At 35.3% G+C, this 20,034-nt stretch carries 17 protein-coding genes, 1 pseudogene and 1 other annotated feature; of the genes and pseudogenes, 7 read left to right on the top strand and 11 right to left on the bottom strand.

Annotated features, from left to right (window positions below; all coding sequences use genetic code 11):
* Positions 1–5: 5 nt before the first annotated feature.
* Entirely contained in the window at positions 6–1,445 is a 1,440-nt protein-coding gene (locus MKY37_RS11775; RefSeq protein ID WP_340777242.1) for a sensor histidine kinase, read from the top strand.
* A 54-nt stretch (positions 1,446–1,499) separates the two neighbouring features.
* Here the strand turns inward: MKY37_RS11775 and MKY37_RS11770 are convergent, their stop codons facing one another.
* The 4 genes from MKY37_RS11770 to MKY37_RS11755 form a co-directional block, all read right to left on the bottom strand.
* A complete protein-coding gene (locus MKY37_RS11770) occupies positions 1,500–1,847 on the bottom strand; it encodes a YxeA family protein (protein ID WP_340777240.1) in 348 nt (115 codons plus the stop codon).
* Between the two features lie 5 nt (positions 1,848–1,852).
* Entirely contained in the window at positions 1,853–3,766 is a 1,914-nt protein-coding gene (locus MKY37_RS11765) for an ABC transporter permease (RefSeq protein WP_340777238.1), read from the bottom strand.
* Positions 3,753–4,520, bottom strand: a complete 768-nt coding sequence (locus MKY37_RS11760; protein WP_340777236.1) for an ABC transporter ATP-binding protein — start codon at positions 4,518–4,520, stop codon at positions 3,753–3,755. Before MKY37_RS11760 ends, MKY37_RS11765 begins: the two co-directional genes overlap by 14 nt.
* 132 nt (positions 4,521–4,652) lie before the next feature.
* Positions 4,653–5,801 carry a VanZ family protein gene (locus MKY37_RS11755; RefSeq protein WP_340777233.1) on the bottom strand — a complete coding sequence of 383 codons (1,149 nt, stop codon included), beginning with the start codon at positions 5,799–5,801 and terminating at the stop codon, positions 4,653–4,655.
* A 273-nt stretch (positions 5,802–6,074) separates the two neighbouring features.
* Here MKY37_RS11755 and MKY37_RS11750 point away from each other — a divergent pair, with 273 nt between their 5' ends.
* Positions 6,075–7,118 carry a DUF418 domain-containing protein gene (locus MKY37_RS11750; protein ID WP_340777231.1) on the top strand — a complete coding sequence of 348 codons (1,044 nt, stop codon included), beginning with the start codon at positions 6,075–6,077 and terminating at the stop codon, positions 7,116–7,118.
* Positions 7,119–7,300: 182 nt separating this feature from the next.
* Here the strand turns inward: MKY37_RS11750 and MKY37_RS11745 are convergent, their stop codons facing one another.
* Positions 7,301–8,473, bottom strand: a complete 1,173-nt coding sequence (locus MKY37_RS11745) for a sensor histidine kinase (protein ID WP_340777228.1) — start codon at positions 8,471–8,473, stop codon at positions 7,301–7,303.
* The gene (locus MKY37_RS11740) at positions 8,463–9,152 is read right to left on the bottom strand and encodes a response regulator transcription factor (protein ID WP_340777226.1); all 690 of its coding nucleotides are present in this window, start codon (positions 9,150–9,152) and stop codon (positions 8,463–8,465) included. The genes MKY37_RS11745 and MKY37_RS11740 overlap by 11 nt, the downstream gene beginning before the upstream one ends.
* A gap of 178 nt (positions 9,153–9,330) precedes the next feature.
* On the opposite strand from MKY37_RS11740, the gene MKY37_RS11735 reads away from it, so the two are divergent.
* Together MKY37_RS11735 and MKY37_RS11730 are read left to right on the top strand one after the other, a co-directional pair.
* Complete coding sequence (locus MKY37_RS11735) at positions 9,331–10,284, top strand: D-alanyl-D-alanine carboxypeptidase family protein (RefSeq protein ID WP_340777224.1); 954 nt, start codon at positions 9,331–9,333, stop codon at positions 10,282–10,284.
* Between the two features lie 237 nt (positions 10,285–10,521).
* Positions 10,522–10,748 (top strand) — a binding site (T-box leader).
* 79 nt (positions 10,749–10,827) lie between these two features.
* Positions 10,828–12,165, top strand: a pseudogene (locus MKY37_RS11730) (sodium-dependent transporter); the annotation flags it as partial.
* A gap of 380 nt (positions 12,166–12,545) precedes the next feature.
* On the opposite strand, the gene copZ reads toward MKY37_RS11730, so the two are convergent.
* From copZ to MKY37_RS11710, 4 genes are all read right to left on the bottom strand, one after another.
* Positions 12,546–12,755 carry a copper chaperone CopZ gene (gene copZ, locus MKY37_RS11725; RefSeq protein WP_340777222.1) on the bottom strand — a complete coding sequence of 70 codons (210 nt, stop codon included), beginning with the start codon at positions 12,753–12,755 and terminating at the stop codon, positions 12,546–12,548.
* 15 nt (positions 12,756–12,770) lie between these two features.
* Positions 12,771–13,097 carry a metal-sensing transcriptional repressor gene (locus MKY37_RS11720; protein WP_340777221.1) on the bottom strand — a complete coding sequence of 109 codons (327 nt, stop codon included), beginning with the start codon at positions 13,095–13,097 and terminating at the stop codon, positions 12,771–12,773.
* 197 nt (positions 13,098–13,294) lie between these two features.
* A complete protein-coding gene (locus MKY37_RS11715) occupies positions 13,295–13,609 on the bottom strand; it encodes an ArsR/SmtB family transcription factor (protein WP_211895923.1) in 315 nt (104 codons plus the stop codon).
* 53 nt (positions 13,610–13,662) lie between these two features.
* Positions 13,663–14,610 (bottom strand): cation diffusion facilitator family transporter, encoded by a 948-nt coding sequence (locus MKY37_RS11710; protein ID WP_340777218.1) that lies wholly within the window; start codon positions 14,608–14,610, stop codon positions 13,663–13,665.
* 237 nt (positions 14,611–14,847) lie between these two features.
* Between MKY37_RS11710 and MKY37_RS11705 the strand changes: the two genes are divergently transcribed.
* Entirely contained in the window at positions 14,848–16,314 is a 1,467-nt protein-coding gene (locus MKY37_RS11705; RefSeq protein ID WP_340777215.1) for a flavin monoamine oxidase family protein, read from the top strand.
* A gap of 466 nt (positions 16,315–16,780) precedes the next feature.
* Here MKY37_RS11705 and MKY37_RS11700 read toward each other — a convergent pair whose 3' ends face one another.
* Positions 16,781–17,758, bottom strand: coding sequence for an ABC transporter substrate-binding protein (locus tag MKY37_RS11700; RefSeq protein ID WP_445323066.1), 978 nt, complete (start codon positions 17,756–17,758; stop codon positions 16,781–16,783).
* A 196-nt stretch (positions 17,759–17,954) separates the two neighbouring features.
* Here MKY37_RS11700 and MKY37_RS11695 point away from each other — a divergent pair, with 196 nt between their 5' ends.
* Entirely contained in the window at positions 17,955–18,959 is a 1,005-nt protein-coding gene (locus MKY37_RS11695; RefSeq protein ID WP_340777209.1) for a FecCD family ABC transporter permease, read from the top strand.
* On the top strand, positions 18,956–20,011 hold the full coding sequence (locus MKY37_RS11690; protein WP_340777206.1) for a FecCD family ABC transporter permease: 1,056 nt from the start codon (positions 18,956–18,958) through the stop codon (positions 20,009–20,011). The genes MKY37_RS11695 and MKY37_RS11690 overlap by 4 nt, the downstream gene beginning before the upstream one ends.
* Positions 20,012–20,034: the final 23 nt, after the last annotated feature.

The following is a 20,034-nucleotide window of genomic DNA, read 5'->3' as shown; positions in this document are numbered from 1 at the left end:
GGAAAATGAAGTGGAAATTGACACGGCGCTTTTTGGGATCCGTTGTTACAATTGTTGTGATTGTAGGGGTTGTGAATACAATTATACTTTTATCCTTACTCATCTATAAATCAATGAATAATTTTGAAACAGACGAAGGGTCTGCTGAAAACTTTAGCAGAAATTTTTCACAATATATAGCACTGCAACACGACAAACCAATGGTCAATGAAAAAGGTTTAGAAAAACTAAGGGAACTGAATGCTTGGATACAATTTTTGAATAATAATGGTGACCAAGTAGCAGCTTTTTATACTCCTGAGAATTTACAAAAAAAGTATTCTCCAATTGAAGTTGTTCAAACGTATAAATATCAAGAAGTAGATGGAAAGACTACAGTTTTTATAGGAGAGGCTCATCACTTTACTTATTTAATAGGAATTAAAAATCAAAAAATTGACCGATATGTATTTACCTATGATTACGGACAGGTCCTTAAAAACATTAATATCGTACTTTTACTAATTCTAACAGTTGATATTTTCATTGCATTAATAGTTGGATTTATATTCGGAAAAAGATTAACAGGTCCCCTTCACATTTTAATAGATGGAATCCATCAGCTACGCGAAAGACGCTTTAAAAAAATGCCCATACCACATGGTGTGTATGAAGATGTATTTCGCAATATGAATGAACTCTCGCTAAAGCTTGATCAATATGAGAAAGAACGTAATCAACTTGACCAAATGCGTGAAGAATGGATCAGCAATGTTTCGCACGATATGAAGACACCACTCGCCTCTATTCATGGATATGCCGAATTAATGCAAGATAGTGCCAAAGATTTAACAGAAGAAGAATTGTATGAATATACATCTATTATAAATAGGCAGTCCAAATACATGAGTGATCTACTAGATGATTTAAATTTAACGATGCGCTTGCGCAATAAAAAACTTCCCATGCATTTAGAAGAAGTAAATATTATTGCCGTAATACGTGAAATGACGATTGAACTATTAAATGATCCACAATTTGGCGATCGAGATGTTGAATTTGTGGCTAATGTGGACAAAGCCGTGCATAAAGTGGATAAAAGGTTATTGAAACGGGCAATCGTTAACTTTATCTACAATGCACTTGTGCATAACAATGAACAAGTTGCAGTAAAAATACAAATTGATAGTGTTTATCCACATTGTGGACAAGAGCAAAAATCTAATAACATATCCACAGCCTCAGCATTCCATACACAAATTACCATCGCTGATAATGGTAGAGGAATCTCTTCTAAAGACATGGATCAAGTTTTCGAACGCTACTATCGAGGTACAAATACTACTAGCACACATGGGACGGGTTTAGGAATGGCGATTGCACGTGATATTATCTTAGCTCATAACGGAAAAGTAGACTTGAATAGCTCAGAAAACAAAGGAACAACTATAACAATACTTTTATAGAAAAAAGGACTGTTCTCCACTTTTTATAGGAGACAGCCCTTTTTTCTATTCTAATCATTTTTGTGCTTTTTTCGGTATTTCTTCTAGTTTCACTTCATCGTAAGAGGATACTTGATCACCTTTCTTTACGTACATTTTCAAGTAGGCATCTTTTCGAAGATTTTTAATTGCTGTGAATTCTAACGGAATAGTTTTACCATCCGCATTTGTAGCATCTAGTCGATAAGAATAGGAAGTCATAATGGAACCATCATCTAGTTTTTCCTCATGCGGTATGCCATCCTCAGTAATTTGCAAATAATAATTGTTTGCATTCATGCGGTTAAAATCTATTTTTGTGAATGCAAATACTCCTATTACTAGTGTAAATAAAACACCCACTACTATTAGAAATTTTTTCATCTCTATCATCCTTCTGTTCTATTATTTTGTGTGATAATCCGATTGTAAGAAGCTACTGTTAAGATATAATACAGTCCATAGATAATCGTATAAGCAATCATCCAGATTAATACTGGTTTTCCGAGGTCCATCATAAGTAAACTAGAGAAGGCTTTTAAAGCGATAGCACTGTGTAATAATCCTATTGCTAATGGGACAAAAAAGATGACGAATACCTGAGAAGCAATGGATCTACGAATATCCTTTGCACCAACACCCATTTTATGAAGCATATTGTATTGAGATTTATCTTCCTCCGCCTCCGTTAATACTTTAAAGTAAATGATACTTCCTGTTGCCGCTAAAAATACTAAACCAAGGAAACTACCGATAAAGAGCAAGGAGCCTACACTCTCAATACCTGTTTGGAAGTCCTGGGGAGCACTTGAAAATTGTGCTTCTTCAGGTAAATAACTTGCAATCTTTTTAGATAAATCTACAGAAGCTTGGTCCACACCGATGACTCGGTATTTTAATGCTTCTCCTTCTTTTTGTAGCGCTTTAAAATGATTGTTTGATACTACCACTACAATACCGGATGTCCCGGAATTTAAAACTGTTTGTTTTTTAAAGCTTTGGAATGTAATCTCAGTGCCGCTTTCTGTAGAAATAGTTTTACCTTTATACTTTGGAGAGAATCTTTCATCATACCCAATGTCTAAAATAACTGCATTGCGCTCATTAACAGATAGTTTCTCTTTTTGTTGAATTGCCGCTATTTTGTTGTATGTTTTTTCATTGATAACCGTATAAATTCTTTTATCCGATGCATTAACCGCTGAGCTTAATTGTTCCGTATTAAATGTGACAGATAAGGCCTCGATATTTTCATCGTACGTCAAATCTGTTAGGGCTGCGCTGACCTTTTGATCGATTTTTTCATCCGTTTGCTCATACATAAAAGTATTCGGATTAGCGCTCGTAACTTGGTCGTTTACGTTGTAATAAAGACCATACACTGCTCCTCCTGCTGTTACGGTTGTAGCACTTAATACTGCGATGACGGTCAATGTACGTGCATTCCCTCGGATACGATATAATAGTTGGGAAATTGTCATTAAGTGAAGCCCTTTCCACAGCCATTTCTCATTTTTCTTCATCACAGTTAATACAAAACCAGTAACACTATGGAACAATAGAAATGTACCGACAATGACGGTTGTTAAAATGATTAGCGCTATCATTAAAAAGCCGACTGCTTGCCACACTTTTGAAGTAATAATATCTTGAAGCGCCAACCAATAACCGGTAGATATTAGTAATAATCCAATTGTGGCTACCGTCATAGAAGGCTTCGGAGTCACCTCTCCTTTTTTCGATGCATGAAATAAATCGATGAGTTTAAACTGATAGATTAAACGATAGCCTTGGAACGATGTTACTAAGAAAATTGCTAGAAACACAACAGTGGTATTCAAAGCTGCCTGTTCCGAAAATGTAAATGGTGCGATGACATCATACCCCATTAAATGAATCAAAATGGTCATAAACCCTTTTGAACAAAGAAAACCAAGTCCAACACCAACTACTAATGAAACCAAGCCTAATAATAAATTTTCAAAAAAGAGCATAAAGCCAATCTGCCGTTTACGAACACCTAGCAATGCATACAATGCCACTTCTTTTTTTCGTTTCTTCATGAAGAACGAGTTCGAATAGGCTATAAATACGGCAACGAAGAGTAGGAGAATGACTGCTGCACCGCTCATCAGTGAATCCAATTTTTGTGAGGAAGCTGTTTGTTCTGCAATCGTATCGCTGTATTTTAATGTCACAAATGTAAAGTAGATAACAATACTAAACACCATAGATGCGATATATAAAAAATATTGGGAAAAGTTTCGTGCAATGTTCTTTCTAGCTAGACTAAATAACGTCATCTACCTCACCCCCAATTGTTGCAAGTACGTCCAAAATTTCTTGGAAGAAAGCTTTTCGTGTTTTGTCTCGACGGTAAATTTCTGTAGAAAGCGTACCATCCTTGATGAAAATAATACGTCGACAGAAGCTTGCGGCATATGCATCATGTGTCACCATCATGATGGTAGAATTATTATTTTCATTTAGCTTATTTAAACTTTCTAATAGATCTGTCGCTGATTTTGAATCCAGTGCACCTGTTGGCTCGTCTGCCAAAATCATTACAGGCTCCGTCACAAGTGCTCTTGCAGCTGCTGTTCTTTGTTTTTGACCTCCAGAAATTTGGTATGGATATTTATCTAGTAAGTCTTCAATACCAAATACTTTAGCAATATTAGTCACTAAGCTATTAATTTTTTTTGCTGGAACTTTCGCAATTGCCAGTGGCAATAATATATTTTCCTTTACAGTAAGAGAGTCTAACAAATTGTAATCCTGGAATATAAAACCCAGATTATCACGTCTGAAATCGGCTAACGCATCTTCTTTCATATCGTGGATACTCGTATTGTTCATATATATCTTTCCTTCAGTCGGCGAATCAATTGTTGCCAACATATTCAGCAGAGTTGACTTCCCTGCTCCTGAAGGACCCATAATCCCTACAAACTCTCCCTCTTGAATATCGAATGATATATTTTCTAATGCAGTGTATGCTGCATTGGATTTACCATATATTTTTTTTACATTTTCTACTTTTAATAACGATTCCATTTTTTTCACCTCATCAATTTTGTCGATATGTATACTATAAATGCTCATCCTTACAGCAATTTTATGCCAACCTTACAGCAAGCTTAAATCCGAAAAAACCCGATTTCTATTAACTAGAAATCGGGTTTTACATTATTGTTTTCTGGTTGAATATAAATCAGATGCTTCATCGAAATAGAAACGGCGTTTTCCTTTACTTAATAGGACTAACAAAGTATGAATGAATAACACTATCGTTAATATCAAATAGATACCCCAGGCACCCAATGATAAAAAGACGGATAATTTATAATAAATGGTGTCCATCGGCACTAGCACATTATTCAAAGTTCTCGCTATAACAGTTATAAAATACATAGCGTAGATAGCACCAAAACGCTTAAACAATCGCTTGTTTGTTTCTGCTTTAGAAACTTTACTGTCATATCGAAACCGCATGATCTTCGTACCAACTGTATATCCACCCCAAAGTAATGGAACGATAAAAAACATTACAAATAGGACAACTGTATTCACAACAAAGTCACTAACCTCATTGGCATAGGTCATGCTTAAAACTATTTTGCTGATCGTTTTACTAATGAAAAGATCAATGATTAATGCCAGTAACACAGACATCATTTTTACCTCATCATGAGCTAATAGTTCATCTGCTTTTTCATTAACCTTCTGCTTCGACGGAAATAACGCTAACACAGCAGGAGCAATAAAGAAGCCAAGTAGCCCTCCTGTCGTATTTAACATTAGATCATCTACATCAAAAATTCGATAAGCACAATTATAAATCCCATAAATACCAGTTACCTGTGTTACTTCGTAAAATAGCGTCAGAAGAAAGGTGAAGCCCAAAGCTTTCTTCCAATATCTTTTCACTTGGAAAAAATAACGCAAATAAACCCCAAATGGTAACAATAGCAGGAAATTGAAAAGTGCTTGAAAAAATGAAGGTTGTTTAAATAACAAAATATAAGTTATTGGTTGCGACAAGACTATACCACTATTTTCAAAGGTATTCACCACAAATTGAAATGGTATTAGTGAAAAATGCTGTGTATCAGGTTTTTGAATCGAACATGTATCACGTACTTCCGGCAATGGCAGTAATACTAGAAATAGTGCTGATAGAAAGTAAAAGATAAAAGAAAAAGTAATAAATGTGATAGAAAGTGGAAAGTGATTATACTTTCTATATGTATAAACGAGCCATGGAATAAATAACATAAATGCTAATATGACAAAAAAGATGGCTGCTACATAGATTGGTTGTGTATATGCTGTCAATTTCTCTCTCACCTTCTCCTTGAAGATATTTATAACCTACATAATAACATGTGCTTTTATATGAAATTTATTTCGGTAAAATATATTCGTTTTTAATACCATTAATATTTTTTAAAATTCTCAATGCCCCTTTTTATTATACTTGAATTTAAAAAAGACCAATTCACCTTAAAAGCTTTAAGGTTGCTGTAAGGTTGCTATTAATATAATGTAAGGTTCGAAAATTATACTAACCTTTAAGCAGAGTAATATAAAACTTAAAGGAGAATTATAATGAATCCGTCCATTTCAAAAAAAGAAAGAATTATTTCATTAGACATTATTCGTGGAATTGCCCTTTTTGGTATACTCCTGATAAATGTCGGAGCGTATAAAATTATTATAGAAGGACAACCGCTACCAGATTATAGTGGTGTTAATGGAGTTATCCACCAACTAATAGCTATCATAGTAGAGAAGAAATTCTTTTCCATTTTTTCTTTCCTATTTGGAGCAGGTCTATTTATTTTTGCTTCAAGAGCGGAAAAACGCGGAGACAAACCTAGATTACGAATGGTAAGACGTCTACTAACTCTCTTACTTCTTGGGATCATACATTCAATCATATTTTGGGGAACAATTCTACACGTATACTCGATTGTTGGGTTGTTTTTAATCCCTTTTTATCGCGCTAGAGTTTCTACCATCAAAAAGTGGCTTGTTGGAATGACAACTATCCACCTAGTTTCTCTAGTATTAATGATTTTCTTGCCTACTCCGAAACTGCTCTTACCAATCTTAGAATTCTTTTCTAACGATTTAATACTAATATTCATAATGTTTTTGGCTGGTTTTTTAACTGCTAAAGCAGGTTGGCTTGTACAGATACAAAGTTTGTCCAAACAGATTCGATGGATGCAAGCTGGAACTTTTCTTTTGTTCATCCCTTTCTCACTGTGGATTTGGAATGCTTTTCAAAGCGGAGACAATAATGTAGATTTACTTATTACTTTAGGGACAATACCGACGACCTTGTTTTACTTATCAACATTATTTTTATTGTTAGAAAAAAAACATGTCTTGAAATTTCTGAAACCAATCTCATTTGTCGGCCAAATGGCTTTTACAAATTATATTGCTCAAAGCATTATAGGAACAATTATCATTTCACTTATTGGTCTTGATGTAGTTTCCCCAAAGGATATTATCTATATTGCAATCTTGATCTATGCTATTCAGATAGTCTTTAGTATAGCCTGGTTCAAATTCTTTTCTATGGGACCATTGGAGAAAATGTGGCGTTATATGACCTATGGTAAGAAATATGCAAAAAGATAGTGAATACGTTAAAATACTCAAACACAAAGTCTAGCGAGTAATAGCTTAATATGTACTTAAAAGGCCCATTTGTACATACAAATGGGCCTTAACTTCATTTCACTTATTAAATCTAGTTATAACCGATTTTCCCATCCTCTAAGGAAATTGATGAAACAATTAAACCAAAGGGATACTTCATTTTAGATTTTGTCCACACTAGTAAACTGCTTCAGATAAACGGAAAAGACTGTTTTTTCCTCGTCGCTCTTTACCTGTATTTCTCCCTCATGTATTTCCACAATACTTTTAGCAATAGCAAGTCCTAATCCTGAGCTTTCAGTATGCATGCCGCGTGATTTATCCACCTGATAAAACCTTTCGAATATATGAGGTAAGTCCATAGCAGGGATCGGATTCCCGTAACTTGTCACTTCTACTAAGATGTTATTATTTCTTTGAGTAGCAGATATATCAATTTGTTTTTTCCTTATCCCGTATTTTAAAGCGTTCGACAGTAGGTTCTCAAAAACACGAATAAGAAGATTACCATCGGCTTTGGTTATAAGTGGTTCAGAACTATAATTCTCAATACAAACATACTGCATCTGCTCTAACTCAATACGATAATGTTCAACAAGTTGTCCAAGCATTTCCTTTATATTTAAAGGTTCCTTATTTACTTTAAGCTGATGATTTTGTACTCTCGTATATTCAAATAAATCATGAATTAGCCTATGCAATAATGTTGACTTCTCATAGACAATATCAATGTAGTACCTTAGCTCTACTTCATCTCTATATTTATCTTCCGTAATAAGTGACAGGTAACCAATGATAGAAGTCAAAGGAGTACGCAGATCGTGAGAGACATTCGTAATAAGATCGTTTTTTGTTCTCTGAGCATTCCGTTCTTCCTGTCTCAGTGTATCCATTTTACTTATAATCATATTTATACTTTCTGTTAGTTGTAACAATCTTTCATCCCGGTAGCCAGGACTGAACCCAATTTCTGGACTACTTACATACTTTTTAGTTTCTGTAACTAGCTGATCGAAGGATATAAAAAACTGCCTTCTTTTTTCATGTAGGTAAAATAAGCTAAAATAGAAACTAAATACTATTAAAAAACTTAACTGTTCAAAAAGGAAAGGCCAGGGCGAATAAAGAATATTTTCAACCCTTCTCTTACCAACTAAAGTAACGAACTCGGTAACCAATCCGCTACCAACAACTGAGGTATTAACATAGCCTACCACTGCATTTTTAATTATAAATAAAGAAATTGCCGACAAAATAACAGATAGAATAATCCCAGTAACAATGCGCCACCTCGAGAAAAAAATCAATTCACTTAACACCGACTTAATAGTCAATTTTATAACCAACTCCCCAAACAGTTACAATCATTTTTTCTCCTTTTAACACTCTGTCTAGTTTTGCTCTTAAGTTACTTATATGTACCATTACCGTTTTACTTGAATAGATTTCCTGTTCATTCCATACCAATTGAAAGATATCTTCAGAACTAAAAACACGGCCAGGCTTACTGCAGAGTAGGCATAATATATCGAATTCAATTGAGGTCAATTTTAATGGGGTATCATCAATACTTACAGTATGATTCTGTTTATTTATTACTAAAGGACCATAGATCAAACCTTCCTTAGGAGAGTTGCTTTTTAAATATCCAGATCGTCTTAACAAAGCTTTCACTCGAGCTATAAACTCCAAAGGATTAAAGGGTTTAATAAGGTAATCATCCGCACCTGTAGTGAGCCCATATATTTTATCCATGTCCTCTGCCTTTGCGCTTAACATTAAAATTGGAACAGTCTGGTTATCTTGTCGAATTTCACGACAAACTAAAATACCGTCCTTTTTCGGCATCATCACATCTAGAATTATTAAATCAACTGAATGCCTTTTAAGCATATTTAATCCTTCTTCACCATCATGGGATAAATGGACCTCGTAATGTTCCGCCTCTAAATAAATTCGTAGTAATTTCGTAATATCTTTATCGTCATCTATTATTAAAATAGCCTCTGCCACAAGACATCACCACCTATTCCAAAATTCTTCTTATATTATAAACATAGATACTTTCGAAAAACTATTTTCTCATTAATCTTAAGAAATTATTTAGCTTTTCTTTCCCTTTTTTTTATATCAAATAGCTACAATATGGTTATGTTAATGAATATTAAGGAGAAGAAACGGAGGAAAGAGGATGAAACGCAGAAAGATAAAAAGGAAAGTTAATTTTTTTATTACCTTAATCATTTTGTCGGTGTGCTATATAGGGATTTATAAGTTTAGTCAGAGCAGTCAAGTTCAAAGTTTCATGAACGAGATAATAGAGGTTTCCGGCCCCTCAACAACCTTCATACATTCATCATTAAAAGCACCTAACATAAAAGGACAAGCAGCAATATTAATGGATGCTTCTTCGGGAGAAATATTACTGAAACAAGATGCAAACAGTGCCTTCCCTGTTGCAAGTATGTCTAAATTAATGACAGAATATATAGTTCAGGAGCAAATTCAAAATGGAAATATTAAATGGGATGATCTGGTTGAAATTTCACACAGTGCTAATAATATGGATCCACAAGCGGTGAAAATTTATGTTAAAGACAATGATGCTCTAACAGTTCGTGATTTATATAGTGCAATGGTCATCTCCTCAGCAAATAATGCTACAAGAGCTTTAGCAGAGCATGTAGCAGGCACTGAGAAAAGATTTGCAGAACTAATGAATAAAAAGGCAAAAGAAATTGGTCTTTCTTCCAAAACTAACTTTGTAAACTCAACTGGATTAGTAAATACAGACGGCTCTGAGAACATGATGACAGCAGAGGACGTTGCAATATTAGCCTATCAGTTATTAAGTGATTTCCCTGAAGTAGTGGAAACAACAAATTTGCTTGAATATGAATTAGCATACGATAGTACAAACTTAAAGAATTCAAATTCTATGCTATATCCTGAAAATCAAGACCTATATTTTAATCTGGTAGATGGCTTAAAAACTGGGTACACAGAAACTGCCGGATATTGCTTTGCAGGAACAGCAAAGCAAGGAGACAAACGACTTATTTCAGTAGTAATGGGTACTAAAAGTGATGACGCTCGTTTTCGCGAGACATACAAGCTACTCTCATTTGGATTTGATAATTTGTAACAAGCTTTTCGTTCAATGTTGCAAAGGAAAATTTCTGGACGTTATCCTTAGTTAAGATTCAAGATTCATTTCTAAAATTTCTTTTCAGAAAAGTTTAGAAACTTGGAAAATAACTCTGAATGTAGTGGTACGAAGCGATTGCCGAGTAATAATCCGATGGCAAAGAGTTTACTACTAAATAAAAGGTTGACCTATTGGTGTTATCATACTATAATTTCGTTTAATATTATTTATATTAAACAAGCGAAGAAAAGAACATTATTAAGCCGGTCTCCCTGTTAGAAGAGAATCAGTGGTTGGTGAAAACTGATACAAAGATTAGGTGAACTTCATTCTTGGAGCTTTTTTTATACTATATTTTAAAGAACGTAGTATAAAACGGATTAAACCGTTATTTTACCAAGTGGGAAACATATATTTGTTTCCAATTAGGGTGGTACCGCGTGAACAGCCACGTCCCTATCGTAAAAGATAGAGACGTGGCTTTTTTGTCTTTTAACAATGGATTAGAAGACGTAATAAAAATGGATTGGATTGGTTAGTTTGCAAACAAAAGAGCAATGGTCATCAAAGATTGGTTTTATCTTATCAGCTGCAGGATCAGCTATTGGAGTAGGTGCAATATGGAAGCTCCCTTACGTTACAGGTATAAGTGGAGGAGGCGCATTCTTTCTTCTTTTTATATTATTTTCTTTGTTTATGGGCTTCCCGTTATTATTAGCAGAGTTTGTTATTGGTAGAAGTACGCAAAAAGAAGCAATTAGCGCGTATCGTATTCTTGCCCCTAATACTAGTTGGCATTGGATTGGAAGATTAGGGGTATTCACCTGTTTTCTTTTATTGTCTTTTTATAGTGTAATTGGTGGCTGGATTGTTATATATATTACAAAAGGTCTGTTTGGTGGAATAATTACTGAGGGTGCAGATTATGGATCTGTGTTTAACATAACGATTGGAAACCCTCTTTTGGTTATTGTTGCTCAATTTGTATTCTTAGCTATTACAGTTTTAGTGGTAGCTAAGGGAATTCAAAATGGAATTGAAAAAGTAAATAAAATTTTGATGCCCGCTTTATTTGGACTATTTATCGTTCTAATCATTCGCTCCCTAACACTTGATAACGCTATGGGGGGTGTGAAGTTCTTTCTAGCACCCGACTTTTCAAATATCACATCTGAAAGTGTCCTATTTGCAATGGGTCAGGCCTTCTTCTCTTTAAGTGTCGGTGTGTCAGTCATGGTTACTTATAGTTCGTATCTTTCTAAAAAAGAGAGTTTAATACAACCAGCTATTTCAATCGTTTCAATGAATTTATTGATTGCTTTATTGGCAGGTTTAGCAATTTTCCCGGCTGTATTCTCACTAGGCTTAGAACCAGCTGAAGGACCAGGTTTACTGTTTGTTGTATTGCCGGCTGTATTTGATCAAATTGTTTTAGGAGAAGTTTTCTTAATAGGTTTTTTAGCATTATTTTTATTTGCAACATTAACTTCCGCATTTTCGATGTTAGAAATAATTGTGGCGGCTATTGTTAAGGGGAAAACAGAAAAGCGAACTAAGTATACGTTTATAATTGGTGCTCTAATTTTTATAGTTGGAATTCCTTCTGCATTATCCTATAGTATTTTTGCTGATTTTCTAATTTTCTCGAAAAGTATATTTGATTCTGCCGATTATTTAGTTAGTAATATTTTAATGCCGTTAGGCGTACTTTTAATCTCTATTTTCGTCTCACATAAGATAGAGAAAAGCACTTTACGAGAGGAACTATTACAGCATTCTCGTTTAGGTGCTACTGCATTTAATATTTGGTTTTTTATAATGAAATACATTATTCCATTAGTAATTATCCTCGTTTTTCTCGATATTACTGGTATACTCGATAAAATAGTTGAGATTTTTTATATTAAAGAGACTGGGACAGAAGTAGAAATTTTATTGGATAAGGAGAAACCTTTACTAAATAATGGATAGTTAATAAAATTGATTGGAATGGAGGGGCGACTCCTACGGGAATAGCGTGACGCCTGAGACTACAGGCTCAGGCCACGCCCGTGGAAAGCGTCCCTGGAATGGAAATCAATTTTGTGCACAGCAAAAAAACAGCATTTTTCTCACAGAGAAAAATGCTGTTTTGGGGTTCTGTCCCAGTCTCTTTTAGTTTTTAAGGCTAACTTTTTAAGGTTGTAATGCATTCAATATTGCCAAGAGATATAAATTTATCCCCAAAAAAAGAGTGCTTTCATAGCACTCTTTTCGACTTAAACTACATCGTATCCTTGATCATCAATTGTTTCTTTAATAACATCTAGTGATATTTTATCCTCTTCAAATGTAACGTCCACTTTTCCTGATTCTAAATGAACTTTTACTTCGTTTACTCCATCTAACTTTCCTACACTGCCTTCAACGGAACTAACGCAGTGACCACATGACATTCCTTGTACGTTTAATGTTACTTGGTTGACCATTTAAAATTCCTCCTCTTATTTTTTCATTAATTTTTGAATTGTAACTAATAATTCATCTAGTACTTCATCGTCACCTTCTGCTAGTCTATCCACTACACAGCCCTTTAAATGCCCTTGTAAAAGTACTTTGGCTACGCTATTCAGAGCTGACTGAGTTGCAGAAAGTTGCGTGATAATATCATCACAATAGACGTCCTTTTCTACCATGCCTTTTATCCCTCGGACCTGACCTTCAATACGATTTAATCGATTCGTTAAATCTTTTTTTACATGCTCAGGATGATGACTTTTTCTACAAGACTGATCAGACGTATTTGTATTCTCTTCTATTAAATTGTCCAACTCATCAACCTCCTATTTCTTATTATTTACATTATATAGTACCTGCAGGGGGTATGTAAAGTGTGATGCTTTATTATATATGGATTGAGTAAGCATTTATGACTTAGAAAATCCTGTGGATGTTTTATAAGCAAAGAAAAAGGACCTAATCTTAAGCCCTTTTATATTTCTAGCCTGATACACCAAGCCTATTATTATTAATGTTTTGCATGATCAATCGCCTGATGCAACAGATTCATAATATGGTCATCATCGCTTGAATAATACAAGGTTGTTCCTTCACGTCGAAACTTTACTAAACGTAAATTTTTCAAAAAACGGAGCTGGTGAGACACTGTGGACTGACCTAAATTTAGTGCCTCTGCAATGTCATTCACAGAATACTCCTCGCAGCATAGCAGATTTAATATACGTATACGTGTTGGATCACCTAACGCTTTAAACGTCTGGGATACGACAAAAAGAGTTTCTTCATCTAATTCATGTGTGTTAGCTTTTACTTCCTTTTCCATTCCATTATACCCCCTGCTATAAGTTTGAGTATTAAGAGCCGATATACATCATGTTAGTGATTGTGGTGTGCATGTGCATCTAGCGCCTTTGCCTTTACTGTACATAAAATGGAGTTATCATGTTTATGTGCTACTGTTTCTAGTTGAAGGGTCACATGTTGAATATTTTTATGCTCTAAATCATGTTCGATTTTACGAAGTAGTTTTTCGCTTTCTGCAATCGTCATTTGTTCCTCAACCACCACATGGCAAGAAAGTGCATTTAAACCGCTTGTAATTGACCAAATGTGTAAATCATGAACACCTAAAATTTCCTTTTCCTTCCTAATTGTTTCAACGATTTCGTCTACACTTACATTTTGAGGTGTTCCCTCCATCAATACATTTAGTGAAGCTTTCGTTACAAAGTAACCACTGCGTAAAACTAGTATAGCGACAATGACACTAGCTAATGGATCGGCCCATCCCCAACCAAAGAACATGATTAGTAAAGCTGCAATAATAGCACCTACAGAGCCTAGCATATCGCTGATCACGTGAAGAAATGCCCCACGCATATTCAGGTTGTCTTGCGTATCACTGCCTCGCATCATAATCCAAGCGACAAGGATGTTTACACCTAGGCCAATACTACTGATAATTAGCATTCCACTTGTGGCTACTTCAGGGGGATTAGCAAAACGTTCAATTGCCTCATAAAAGATAAAAAGTGCAATCAAAATTAACGTGACTCCGTTTAGGACTGCCGCTAATATTTCAAAACGCTTATACCCATAGGTTTTACTTGCATTGGCTGCTTTTGCACTAAATGTAAATGCCAGTAGGGCAATCCCAAGTGATACAGCATCGCTTAGCATATGTCCTGCGTCTGAAAGAAGCGCCAAGCTGTTTGTCAGATACCCCCCTATTGCTTCAACAATCATATAGACCGTAATAATGAAAAATGAAATCAGTAATACTTTCTTGTTTGCACCATTTGCATGGTCATGATTATCCGCCATTATAATCCCTCCGTTTAATATATAAAACTAATATATGATGATATGTTCATATATACACATTATATTCTTCTTTCTCTTTTGTCAATAATTAAACCGGATATTTTTTTAAAAATGTTAAAGTATTTCCATATTTCTAAGATTATTTTCACATAGAAATTTATTTGGAAGAATAGACTAAATTGTAACCCTTAAAAAATTTGTTGGTTATTTTAAGTCTAAGGTGAAAGGTGAAAGAGTATGACACCCTTGTTTTCTCATGTAACCCCCGACCAAATGGTTTCAATGATTCACCAGGGATTAAGTAAAAAACAAAACTCAAAGAGAATACTTATTGTTGGCGCAGGTATGTCAGGATTAGTTGCTGCCTCGCTATTAAAAGAAGCCGGACATACCGTAACCATAATTGAAGCTTCTGAAAGAGTGGGGGGACGAATATACACGAAACGCTTCCCTTTTATTAACGGTCAGTATATGGAAGCTGGTGCCATGCGGATACCATCCACTCATAATTTAACTTTAGAATACATAAAAAAATTCAATTTACCAATAAATCCATTTATAAACAGTACACCTAACGACTTGATTTACGTGAACGGAATTATAACACGCCAATACTTGTATGAACAAAACCCAGATATATTAGACTACCCTGTCGCACCTAATGAAAAAGGCAAAACAGCTTTGGAGTTGATACAATCAGTAATTCAACCTGTTATTGATTTTATCAATATAGATCCACCGGAAAATTGGAAATGGGTCATAAACGAATATGATAAATATTCAATGGATGCATTTCTAAGATATAACCCTAATGGCGTGACTTTATCGCCTGGTGCCATTGAAATGATTAAGGTACTTCTTTCTATCGAGGGCTTAGCAGAGCTCGCATTTCTAGATATATTACGTGAATTTATAATTCTTTTAAACCCAATTACTCGGTATTATGAAATTACCGGAGGCAACGACCAACTCCCAAATTCATTTCTTCCACAATTAAAGGAAAATATCATTTTTAATCAACAGATGACCAAAATTATTCAACACCATAACCAAGTAACTATATATTCGGAGCATACAGAATCGAAACAATCGTTCGAAACAACATGCGATATAGCTATTTTGACCATTCCATTCTCGATTCTGCAATTTGTTGAAGTTATCCCCCATAATTCATTCTCACATAATAAGTGGAAAGCGATTCGTGAACTCCATTATTCCACCTCCACAAAAATAGGTCTCCAGTTTAAGAATAAATTTTGGGAGAAACAAGGAATTCAAGGGGGGCAAACCGCAACTGATTTGCCCATTCGATTTAGTTATTATCCTAGCCATGATATCGGTAAGAACGAGACAGGAGTAATTTTAGCTAGCTATACTTGGGAGGATGATTCTCTCCCATGGGAAAGTTTATGTGAAGAGAAACGAATTCAGCAGGCCTTACAGAACTTGGCTACTATCCATGGTCGACAAGTTTATGATGAATTTATTACGGGAGCATCCTATAGTTGGGGGCAAAATCCATTTTCAGGTGGAGCATTCACTATGTTCAAGCCAGAACAGGAAACAGAACTTTTCCCTTATCTTGCCACACCAGAGGGTCGTGTTCACTTTGCAGGTGCACACACTACACTCCCACACGGTTGGATACAGGGTGCAATTGAATCTGGAATACGCGTAGCTTTCGAAGTCAATGATTTATCTTGAGAGAATCACTTAATTTGTGTCATTGCGAAACCTTGTTTGATTACTAATAGGGGATATACATAATTGAGTAAGGTAGGCAAACATGAACCGTATCATAAAGCATAGGAACAATCTCTTTAGTATTAACTGTTGATGATTCTGTTCAAGTATCCCAACTCTCCCTCTGTATACCCCAATAAAAGTAGACTTTAAAAAGAGACTGGGATAGAAGTAGAAATTTTATTGGATAAGGAGAAACCTATACTAAATAATAGATATCTAATAAAATTGATTGAAATGGAGGGGCGACTCCTACGGGAATAGCATGACGCCTGAGACTACTGGCTCAGGCCATGCCCGTGGAAAGCGTCCTGGAAAGGAAATCAATTTTGTGCACAAAAAAAACAGCATTTTTCTCACAGAGAAAAATGCTGTTTTGGGGTTCTGTCCCAGCCTCTTTTAAAATTTATATTTATCTTTACATATACTATTTTTTACTAAAGATATCTTCGATTTCATCTAACATAATATTTGCTGCTAAAACACCACCTGCTGTATTCCAAACAGCATCGCTTACTTCATGAACATTTCCACTTTTAACCGCATTTAAATTTTTCCAAAGAGGATCATTCGTCCATTCAGTTGCAGTATCTAATGCTGCTTGATCGCCTTGTGGTGCATACGTGAAATAGAAAAGTACATCAGCGTCCATTTTCGGAATAACTTCTTTACCAACCTCTATTGCTAAGTTACCAAGCTTGTTATCAGCAGTAAAAAGTTCCGTTTGCTGTGAAGCACGTTTAAATCCTAATTGGTCAAAGATAACTCCTGAAAATGAATCTGTATAATAAATTCTAGATTGACCAGCCATAAAGCGTACCACAGAAATTTCTTGATCCACTTTATCTCCTAGATTTTGTTTTACTTCATCTAAATGAGCATCAAACTGACTTAATACTTCTTTTCCTTTTTCTTCAAGATTCAATGCCTTAGAGTATAACGTAAAGTTATCTTTCCAATCGCCTCGTAATGTATCAGAAAATACTGTTGGGGCAATTGCACTTAACTGTTCGTAAACAGCTTCTTGACGTAGTTTGTTCCCGATAATTAAATCGGGTTTTAAGGCTGCTATTTTTTCTAAATTCACTTCATGCTCTACACCCACAACTTCTACGTCTGTCATGTCTTCTTTAATATGATCATACCAAGGATCACCTAGCCAAGATTGAACAGCACCCACAGGGGTTACTTCTAATGCAAGTAATGCTTCTGTACCTTCGTTTGTAAGAATTACAACCTTTTCGGGCGTTTTTTCAATCGTTGTAGTACCCATTGCATGTTCCACTGTATAGCTAGTATCTTCTTTGTTTTCATCACCTGTTGTAGCAGTGTCTTCTTTTGTTTGTCCGCACGCTGCTAATAGAAATAAAGAAAATATAGAAATCATAACGAAAAAACGTTTCATATTAATCATTTAGCTTGCCTCCCAAATTTAAACCTTATTGATAATCATTTTCAATACAAACTTTATAATAGTTCCGAAATTAGCCTATGTCAACAATTAATTGAAAATGATTATCAAGTTCATTGACACTCCTCATAACATACAATAGACTAGGTGATAAATAGATTATTTTACGGATTCTAGGAAGGTTAATATTATGTTATTAAAAACAAATGGACAAAAACTACTTGGACTAATCATTGTACTTCTAATATTAGTCTTATTAATGTGCGCAAGTATTGTTTACGGATATACACAAACATCTTGGAAGATGGTTTTAGATGCTTTTCAAAATAATAATGGCTCTAATGAACATATAGTAATTGAAACAGTTAGATTACCAAGAGCTCTAATTGCTGCTGCTGTTGGAAGTAGTTTAGCGATTTCAGGAGTGTTAATGCAAACTCTCACGAAAAATCCACTTGCATCGCCTGGGATTTTTGGCGTAAATGCTGGAGCAGGATTTGCAGTAGTGGTAGCTGTTACTCTATTCTCTGTAAGTAATCTTCAAGCATTCGCTTGGATATCCTTCTTAGGAGCAGCTATAGCCGCAATTGCTGTTTATATTATTGGTTCAGCAGGAAGAGATGGACTTACACCCATGAAATTGACATTAGCTGGTGCCGCGATGTCAGCAATGTTTGCTTCTTTTACGCAAGGTTTTCTTGTAATAAATGAAGCTGCTTTTGAACAGGTGTTATTTTGGCTCGCTGGATCAGTTGAAGGTAGAAAGATGGAAATTTTAACAAATGTTTTACCCTATTTACTGGTAGGTTGGGTAGGATCTGTTTTTATAGCTTCTAAAATGAATGTTTTATCTATGGGAGAAGATGTTGCCAAAGGTCTAGGTGTAAATACTGGTTTTTTAAAAATAATAATTGCTATTATCGTCATTCTATTAGCTGGAGGGTCGGTAGCTATAGCAGGACCAATTGGGTTTATCGGAATTGTGATTCCACATCTTACTAGATTTATCGTTGGTATCGATCATCGTTGGCTTATACCTTTTTCAGGTGCTTTAGGAGGAGTTTTGTTACTTGTAGCAGATATATTAGCTAGATATATAATTATGCCACAAGAAATTCCTGTAGGTGTAATGACTGCTATCATAGGGACTCCATTCTTCATCTACATTGCGAGAAAGGGGTTTAATGCACGATGAATCAATATAAAAGCTTTAGAAAGTTAGAAGGAAAAGTATCCTTTTTGTTAGATAAAAAAGCTCTATTCATATTAATAAGCTTCCTAATAGTAACTGGTGTTGTTTTTATCGTCAGCACAGGTTTAGGTGATATGAAGTTAAGCCCACTAACCGTCTTGTACGTTCTATTTGGCGGCGGAAGCGAAATGGAACAACTTGTGGTTCAATCCTTTCGCTTGCCTAGAATTATTGTTGCGCTAATGGTTGGGATAGCTTTAGCGGTGGCAGGTGGAATCCTTCAAGGAATGATTCGAAACCCTTTGGCTTCACCCGACATTTTAGGATTAACAGGTGGAGCATCAGTAGCTGTTGTCAGTTTTTTAGCCTTTTTCAGTGATGCAAATAACTCTCTGACAGTAAGCATTAAATGGTTACCCCTAGCTGCATTTATTGGGGCAGCAGTAATTGCATTACTAGTTTACATGCTAGCATGGAAAAATGGTGTATCTCCTATAAGAATAGTGCTTATCGGAATCGGAATTTCAGCACTCATGCAAGCATTAACTACACTAATGATGATTATGGGACCTATTTATAGAGCCAGTCAGGCAAATATATGGATCACTGGTACTGTATATGGTTCTAGTTGGAACAATGTAGCTATATTAGTGCCGTGGACTGTGATTTTCGTGACTATTGCATTCTTTATGGCGAAGAATATAAATATTTTGGAGCTTGGAGACGATATAGCTACAGGAGTGGGAGGTCGTATTCAACGACAACGATTCTTCTTATTACTAATAAGTACTGCTCTTGTAGGTGGGGCTGTAGCGTTTGCAGGTGGTATTGGGTTCGTCGGTTTAATGGCTCCTCATATGGCAAGGAGGTTAGTAGGCTCTTCTTTTGGAGCACTTTTACCTGTTTCGGCATTAATCGGTGGTATCTTAGTTATGCTAGCTGATTTAATCGGAAGAACGATGTTTTCTCCTTTGGAAATTCCTGCAGGTGTATTTACGGCCGGAATAGGAGCACCATATTTTATTTATCTATTGTTTAAAACTAGGAATGCATAATATGACCATGATAAGGAGTGTAT

Origin of the sequence: Psychrobacillus sp. FSL K6-2836, from assembly GCF_038003085.1 — a bacterium.
GTDB lineage: Bacteria > Bacillota > Bacilli > Bacillales_A > Planococcaceae > Psychrobacillus.
This window is presented reverse-complemented; position numbering and strand designations above follow the sequence as displayed.